Origin of the sequence: Nocardia sp. NPDC005978 (assembly GCF_040614455.1) — a bacterium.
Lineage (GTDB): Bacteria > Actinomycetota > Actinomycetes > Mycobacteriales > Mycobacteriaceae > Nocardia.
Map to the genome: position 1 here is coordinate 25,694 of NZ_JBEXUS010000090.1, position 7,614 is coordinate 33,307.

A 7,614-nucleotide genomic window follows, 5' to 3' on the forward strand; every position below is an offset into this window, starting at 1 on the left:
CAGCTCGGCCCCGAACCGACACCTGAGCCGCCTACAGTGCATGGGTGGTCGAATTGCGGCAGTTGCGGTACTTCGTGGCGGTGGCCGAGGAACTGCACTTCCGCCGTGCCGCGGAACGCCTGTTCATCTCGACGCCCACGCTGAGTCAGCAGATTCGGGCCGTGGAACGAGATGTGGGCGGGCCGTTGCTGATTCGCGGATCGCAGGGGGTCGAACTGACCGCGGCCGGTGAGGTGTTGCTCGAGGCCGCCCGGGGCGTGCTCGAGGCCGCGGAGACCGCGATGCGCGAGACCCGGGCGGTCGCCAACCCCGAACGCGCCCTGCTGCGCCTGGGACTGGTGAACGGGGCCCCGCGCTGGCTGGCCGCGCGCATCGAAGCACTCCTCGAAACCCGCGAACCCGGTGCGCGCCTACAGCTCACCGGTGGACCGGCCGTCGATCAGGTGCGCCTGCTCGACCGTGAGGACGTGGACCTGGCGGTGCTGCGGCTGCCGGTGCGCCTGCCCGAGCATCTGTCCTCCGCGCCGCTGGCCGCGGAGGAACTCGGCATCCTCATGTCCCGTACACACCCCTTGGCAGCGGGCGCGCACGTCGAGCCCACCCAGTTGTGCGAACGCGAACTGATCATGTTTCCCCGGGACACCGCCCCCGAACTGCACGACAGCCTGCTCGCCCAATTGCGCGACGTCGGCGCGGCCGTGGTGCTGAGCGCGCTCGCGGTCGGCCACGCGCAGCTGCTGGCCCTGCTGCCGCTGCGCCCCGAGGCGATCGGACTCGGCTCGGCCCGCACCGCGACGGCGACCCCGGGGCTGGCCTGGCGGCCGCTGCGCCCGCGCCCCCTCACGATCACCTACATCGCCGCCTGGCGCCCCGCCGCCCGCAATTCGGTCCTGCACTCGCTCGCCGAGGCGCTCACCGGCGGGTTTCCTTCCGTGCCGTAACCGCTTGTCACGCAGCGCATGTCGAATGACCGCCGGGCCGGCCCTCAGAGCTCGCTGGTCAGCCAGATCGCCTCGGCCGCGATGCTGCCGAGATCGATCGTGCGCTCCTGATCCACCCGCACCGCGATGGTCCCGGCGAAATCGCGCCGTTCCACCACCGCGATCGGGGTGTCCAGGGCGATCCCGAGGGAATCGAAGTACCGCAGCATGGCCGGATCGGAATCGGAGATCCGCGCCACCCGCCCGGCTTCGCCGTCGCGGAAATCGCTGAGCTGGCGTGCGGGCGGGGTCGGCACCGCGCCGTCCACCGAGGGGATCGGGTCGCCGTGCGGATCCCGGTCCGGATAGCCGAGTTTGGCGTCGATGCGCGCCATGAGGGTCTCCGACACCGCGTGCTCGAGCACCTCGGCCTCGTCGTGCACCTCGTCCCAGCCGTAGCCGAGCTCGTGGACCAGGAAGGTCTCGATGAGCCGATGCCGGCGCACCATGGCGATCGCGGCCTTGCGGCCGTCGTCGGTCAGCGTGATGGCGCCGTAGCGCGCGTGCTCGACCAGACCCTGGTCGGCGAGTTTGCGGACGGCCTCGGAGACCGTCGAGGCCGACACGCCGATGCGTTCGGCCAGCAGTTTGGTGGAGACCTTCTCCTGCGGCGACCACTCCTGCGCGGTCCAGATCACCTTCAGGTAATCCTGGGCGACCGAGGACAACACGGGGGCGACACTGTTCGCGGTGGCGGCGGCGGTGATCGCGGCTTCGGAAGGCGCGGACGGATCGGCCAGCTCGCGGCGCGTGGCGATGTCTCGTTTTCCGGGCACGTACTCGAGCTTAGGCATACCTGGTCCGGTTTCCCACATTGGCGCGCCTGCTGGTAGATCACCTGCCGGGCGCATGTGAACGGGCGGTGACGGGCGTGGCTTCCACGTGAACTTCCGGGCCGTCCGGGGATTTGACCGAGGCGAGAATACTGTCTGTGACGCGCTTTGCGTAGGCTTCCGGTGTGCAGAGATGGCGAAGTCTCGATGAGATGCCCGCGGAGTGGGGCCGATGCGTGCTCACGATCGGGGTGTTCGACGGCGTGCATCGCGGTCACGCCCAGCTCATCAGCCGTGCGGTGAAATCCGCTGCGGTCCGGGGTGTTCCGTCGGTGCTCATGACGTTCGATCCGCATCCGCTCGAGGTGATCCGGCCGGGCTCGCATCCGGCGCAGTTGTCCACGCTGCCGCGGCGCGCGGAGCTGGCCCGGGAACTGGGCATCGACGTCTTCCTGGTCATGCCGTTCACGCGCGAGTTCATGAAGCTCACGCCCGAGCAGTACGTCGAAGAACTTCTCGTGAACAAGCTGCATGTCTCCGAGGTCGTGGTGGGGGACAACTTCACCTTCGGCAAACAGGCCGCGGGCACCGTCGAGACCATGCGCGAGCTGGGCGGCCGGTTCGGTTTCGACGTGGACGCCGTGCAACTGCTCGGCGAGCACGCGGTCACCTTCTCCTCCACCTATATCCGCTCCTGCCTGCTCTCCGGTGACGTGGCCGCGGCCGCCGAGGCGCTGGGCCGCCCGCACCGGGTCGAGGGCGAGGTCGTGCACGGCGACGGGCGCGGGCGCGGGCTCGGCTTCCCGACCGCCAACGTGAACCCGGTCCCGCACAGCGCCATCCCGGCCGACGGCGTCTACGCCGGCTGGTTCACCGTGCTCGACGAGCCCGGCGCGGTCCGCCGCCCGGCCGCCATCTCGGTCGGCACCAACCCGACCTTCGAGAGCGGCCGCAATCGCACCGTCGAGCCGCACATCCTCGATTTCGAGGGTGACCTCTACGGCAAGCATGTCGCGGTCGACTTCGTCGAGCAGCTGCGCGGGATGCGCAGGTTCGAATCCATCGACGAACTCGTCGAGGCCATCGGCGCGGACGTGAACGAGGCCCGCAAGGTGCTCACCGCGCTCACGGTCGAGAACGAGACCGCCGAGCGCTAGCTCGCTCCCGGACCCGATTTCCGGTCCAGGTCAGCGGTCCGGTAGCCTGGCTCGTCGGGTTTGCTGCGGTCCGCGGCGGCGCCCGCCCGGGTTCGTCCCGGTCCTTCGAGCGCGGACTGAGAAATCAGGAGTGAATCAGTGGCGTTGACCACCGAGCAGAAGAAGACCATCCTGGCCGAGTACGGCCTGCACCCGTCTGACACCGGCTCCCCGGAGGCTCAGATCGCGCTGCTGTCCAAGCGCATCGCCGACCTGACCGAGCACCTCAAGAAGCACAAGCACGACCACCACACCCGGCACGGTCTGCTCGCGCTCATCGGTCGTCGTCGCCGCCTGTCGAAGTACCTGCAGGCCAAGGACATCAACCGGTACCGCTCGCTCATCGAGCGTCTCGGCCTGCGTCGCTAATTCACGCGACAGGGCTTCGTTGCCTTTGCAACACTGTGTCGTGCCTGGGGCCGACACACTACGACTGCCTAGGTAGTTGACGAACCGGCCGGCGGGGAGGCATAGAATCTCCTCGTTGGCCTTTCGTGCATCCGGTGAAAGCTGCCCGATGCACGCCAACAGAGCCGTATGCATCCGTCGCGTGGCGTCGGTCTTCGGTAGTGGCTTTTCGGCGCGCAAGCAAGAGGATGAAACACGCGCCGCCGGAGAGCTTCGATCGATGACCGCCTCTGCGTCGTCGTTTCCGGCCCCGGACAAGCCGGGGGGAAGCGGCCGGGTGTGCGCCCGGTGGCCAGGAGGGTCGCCGCGCGCCCGAGTCCGGGTACGGCTCACCCCGTCAAGGGGACAACACAGCTGGAATCGCGCCTGCGCACGGCACGGGCGCTCGAATCCGGCGAAGACGAGAGGTTGAGAGAAGAGAATGACCGATACAGTGACCAGTTCCGCCGCCGAGGTCGAGCCCGGCGTATTCGAGTCCGTCGCCCTGATCGACAACGGCAGCTACGGCACTCGCACCATCCGTTTCGAGACCGGCCGTCTGGCCAAGCAGGCCGCCGGCTCCGTCGTGGCCTACCTGGACGACGAGACCATGCTGCTGTCGGCGACCACCGCCAGCAAGCACCCCAAGGACCAGTTCGACTTCTTCCCGCTGACGGTGGACGTCGAGGAGCGCATGTACGCCGCGGGTCGCATCCCCGGCTCGTTCTTCCGTCGTGAGGGCCGTCCCTCCACCGACGCGATCCTGACCTGCCGCCTGATCGACCGGCCGCTGCGCCCGTCCTTCGTCGACGGCCTGCGCAACGAGATCCAGGTCGTCGTGACCGTCATGTCCCTGGATCCCAAGGACCTGTACGACGTGGTGGCCATCAACGCCGCCTCCGCCTCCACCCAGCTCGCGGGCCTGCCGTTCTCCGGCCCCGTCGCCGGTGTGCGCGTCGCCCTCATCGGTGACCAGTGGGTCGCGTTCCCGACCGTCGAGCAGCTCGAGGGCGCCGTGTTCGACATGGTCGTCGCCGGCCGCGTCGTCGAGGGTGACGTCGCGATCATGATGGTCGAGGCCGAGGCCACCGACAAGGTGCTCGCCCTGGTCGCCGACGGCGCCACCGCTCCGACGGAAACCGTTGTGGCACAGGGCCTCGAGGCTGCCAAGCCGTTCATCGCCCGGCTCTGCAAGGCGCAGTCCGACCTGGCCGCACTCGCGGCCAAGGAGACCGCCGAGTACCCGGTCTTCCTGCCGTACCAGTCCGACGTGTTCGAGGCCGTGCTCGGCACCGCCAAGGCGGAGCTGAACGAGGCGCTGTCCATCGCGGGCAAGCACGAGCGCGAGGATCGCATCGACGAGATCAAGCTCGATGTGCTCTCCAGCCTGGCCGAGACCTTCGAAGGTCGCGAGAAGGAGATCGGCGCGGCGTTCCGCTCGGTCACCAAGAAGCTTGTGCGCCAGCGCATCCTGACCGACGGCTTCCGCATCGACGGCCGCGGTCTGGCCGACATCCGCGCGCTGTCCGCCGAGGTGGCGGTCGTCCCGCGCGCCCACGGCTCGGCGCTGTTCGAGCGTGGCGAGACCCAGATCCTGGGCGTCACCACCCTGGACATGGTCAAGATGGCGCAGCAGGTCGACTCCCTCGGGCCCGAGACCTCCAAGCGCTACATGCACCACTACAACTTCCCGCCGTACTCCACCGGTGAGACCGGCCGCGTGGGCTCGCCCAAGCGTCGCGAGATCGGCCACGGCGCCCTCGCCGAGCGCGCCCTGATGCCGGTGCTGCCGTCGCAGGAAGAGTTCCCGTACGCCATCCGTCAGGTGTCCGAGGCGCTGTCCTCGAACGGCTCGACCTCGATGGGCTCGGTCTGCGCCTCGACCCTGTCGCTGCTGAACGCCGGTGTGCCGCTCAAGGCCCCCGTCGCCGGCATCGCGATGGGCCTGGTGTCGGACACCATCAAGAACGACAAGGGCGAGGACGAGGTCCGCTACGTCGCGCTGACCGACATCCTGGGCGCCGAGGATGCCTTCGGCGACATGGACTTCAAGGTCGCCGGCACCCCGGAGTTCGTCACCGCGCTGCAGCTGGACACCAAGCTCGACGGCATCCCGTCCCAGGTTCTCGCGGGTGCGCTGAACCAGGCGCGCGACGCCCGCATGACCATCCTGGATGTCATGGCCGAGGCCATCAACACCCCGGACGACATGAGCCCCTACGCTCCCCGCGTCACCGCGATCAAGATCCCGGTCGACAAGATCGGTGAGGTCATCGGGCCCAAGGGCAAGGTCATCAACCAGATCACCGAGGAAACCGGCGCCAACATCTCGATCGAAGATGACGGCACCGTCTACGTCGGTGCGACCAACGGCCCCGCGGCGCAGGCGGCGATCGATCTGATCAACGCCATCGCGAACCCGCAGCTGCCGAAGGTCGGCGAGCGCTTCCTGGGCACGGTCGTCAAGACCACCGCCTTCGGCGCGTTCGTCTCGCTGCTGCCGGGCCGTGACGGCCTGGTCCACATCTCCAAGCTGGGCAACGGCAAGCGCGTCGCGAAGGTCGAGGACGTGGTGAACGTCGGCGACAAGATCCGCGTCGAGATCGCCGACATCGACAACCGGGGCAAGATCTCCCTGGTTCCGGTCGAGGACGATGCGGACACCGCGGACAACGCGGTCGCCGAAGCCGTCGCGGCCGAGTGATCGCCGGTTCGCTGACGTAAGGTTCTGTGGCCCCTTGCTCCGGAAATGGAGCAGGGGGCCACGAGCTTTTCGTGGTTTCGCGGGAAACATCAGTCATTGCTCATGCGGGTTGGGAAGCATGGTTCGGAAGAAGGACATTCCACTGTCGGGTAAGAGTTCTGCGTTGGTTCGCACCGCCGCCGAGGCGCCGTTCGCCGATACCGGCGTGCGCAAGACCGTGCTACCCGGCGGGTTGCGGGTGGTCACCGAGCATGTGCCCGGGGTGCGGTCGGCATCGATCGGGGTCTGGGTCGGGGTCGGTTCCCGGGACGAGGGTTCCTCGGTCGCGGGCGCCGCGCACTTCCTGGAACACCTGCTGTTCAAGGCCACGCCCACCCGGTCCGCGCTGGACATCGCGGAGTCCATGGACGCGGTCGGCGGCGAGCTGAACGCGTTCACCGCGAAAGAGCAGACCTGCTATTACGCGCACGTCATCGACGAGGATCTGTCGATGGCCATCGATCTGGTGACGGACGTGGTGCTCAACGGCCTGTGCCGGGCCGAGGACGTCGCGGTCGAACGCCAGGTCGTGCTGGAGGAGATCTCCATGCGCGACGACGATCCCGAGGACATGGTCGGCGACGCCTTCCTCACCGCGCTGTTCGGCGATCATCCGATCGGCCGCCCGGTCATCGGCAGCGTGGAGTCCATCGAGGCGATGGGCGCGGCCCAGCTGCGCTCGTTCCATCAGCGCCGGTATCGCCCGGACCGCATGGTGGTGGCGGTGGCGGGCAACATCGAGCACGAGCACACGGTGGATCTGGTGCATCGCGCCTTCGCCGCGCGGCTCGATCCGGTGCGCGAACCCGCGCCCCGGCGCGAGGGCAAGTTCCGCCCGCGCACCGATCCGGAACTGATTCGCATGTACCGCGACAGCGAGCAGGCGCACCTGGTGTTCGGCACCCGCGCCTTCGGCCGGCACGAGGGGCAGAAGCGCTGGCCGCTCTCGGTGCTCAACACCGTGCTCGGCGGCGGTCTGAGTTCGCGGCTGTTCCAGCGCATTCGCGAGGAGCGCGGGCTGGCGTACTCGGTGTACTCCAGCGTGGACACCTTCGCCGACACCGGCGCGTTCTCGGTGTACCTGGGCTGCTCGCCCGAAAACCTGGGCCAGGTGGCCAAACTCGCGCGCGACGTGCTGGAAGACGTTGCGGTGAACGGGATCACCGACGCCGAATGCGCCCGCGCGAAGGGTTCGCTGCGCGGCGGGCTGGTACTGGGCCTGGAGGATTCGGGCTCGCGCATGAACCGCATCGGCCGCAGCGAACTGAGCTACGGCAATCACCGCAGCGTGTCCGAGACCCTGGCCCGCATCGACGAGGTGACCACCGGCGAGGTGTCGCGGATCGCCGCGAAGCTGCTCTCGCGCCCCTTCGGCGCGGCGGTCGCCGGGCCCTACCGCCGCAACCGCGACCTGCCCGCGGTCGTCCGGCGGCTGGTCGAGTAACGCAATCAGTCGAAAAGCCGTGGGGGGGGCCCCCCGCGGGTGGGGGCGCCCGCCCTGTTTGTTGGTTTGGGGCGGCGCCGCTTTGTATATG

At 68.7% G+C, this 7,614-nt stretch carries 6 protein-coding genes; 5 read left to right on the forward strand and 1 reads right to left on the reverse strand.

Going from position 1 to position 7,614, the window contains the following annotated elements:
• The first annotated feature begins 44 nt into the window (after positions 1-44).
• Positions 45-941: a LysR family transcriptional regulator gene (locus ABZ319_RS30445; protein WP_354989954.1), complete on the forward strand. Its 897-nt coding sequence runs from the start codon at positions 45-47 to the stop codon at positions 939-941.
• A 44-nt stretch (positions 942-985) separates the two neighbouring features.
• Here the strand turns inward: ABZ319_RS30445 and ABZ319_RS30450 are convergent, their stop codons facing one another.
• Positions 986-1,774, reverse strand: a complete 789-nt coding sequence (locus ABZ319_RS30450; RefSeq protein WP_354989955.1) for a metal-dependent transcriptional regulator — start codon at positions 1,772-1,774, stop codon at positions 986-988.
• 164 nt (positions 1,775-1,938) lie between these two features.
• On the opposite strand from ABZ319_RS30450, the gene ABZ319_RS30455 reads away from it, so the two are divergent.
• The 4 genes from ABZ319_RS30455 (at position 1,939) to ABZ319_RS30470 (ending at position 7,523) form a co-directional block, all read left to right on the forward strand.
• A complete protein-coding gene (locus ABZ319_RS30455) occupies positions 1,939-2,910 on the forward strand; it encodes a bifunctional riboflavin kinase/FAD synthetase (RefSeq protein ID WP_354989956.1) in 972 nt (323 codons plus the stop codon).
• 138 nt (positions 2,911-3,048) lie between these two features.
• Entirely contained in the window at positions 3,049-3,318 is a 270-nt protein-coding gene (rpsO, locus tag ABZ319_RS30460; protein ID WP_354989957.1) for a 30S ribosomal protein S15, read from the forward strand.
• 460 nt (positions 3,319-3,778) lie between these two features.
• Entirely contained in the window at positions 3,779-6,040 is a 2,262-nt protein-coding gene (locus ABZ319_RS30465) for a polyribonucleotide nucleotidyltransferase (RefSeq protein ID WP_354989958.1), read from the forward strand.
• A 118-nt stretch (positions 6,041-6,158) separates the two neighbouring features.
• Complete coding sequence (locus tag ABZ319_RS30470) at positions 6,159-7,523, forward strand: pitrilysin family protein (protein WP_354989959.1); 1,365 nt, start codon at positions 6,159-6,161, stop codon at positions 7,521-7,523.
• Positions 7,524-7,614: the final 91 nt, after the last annotated feature.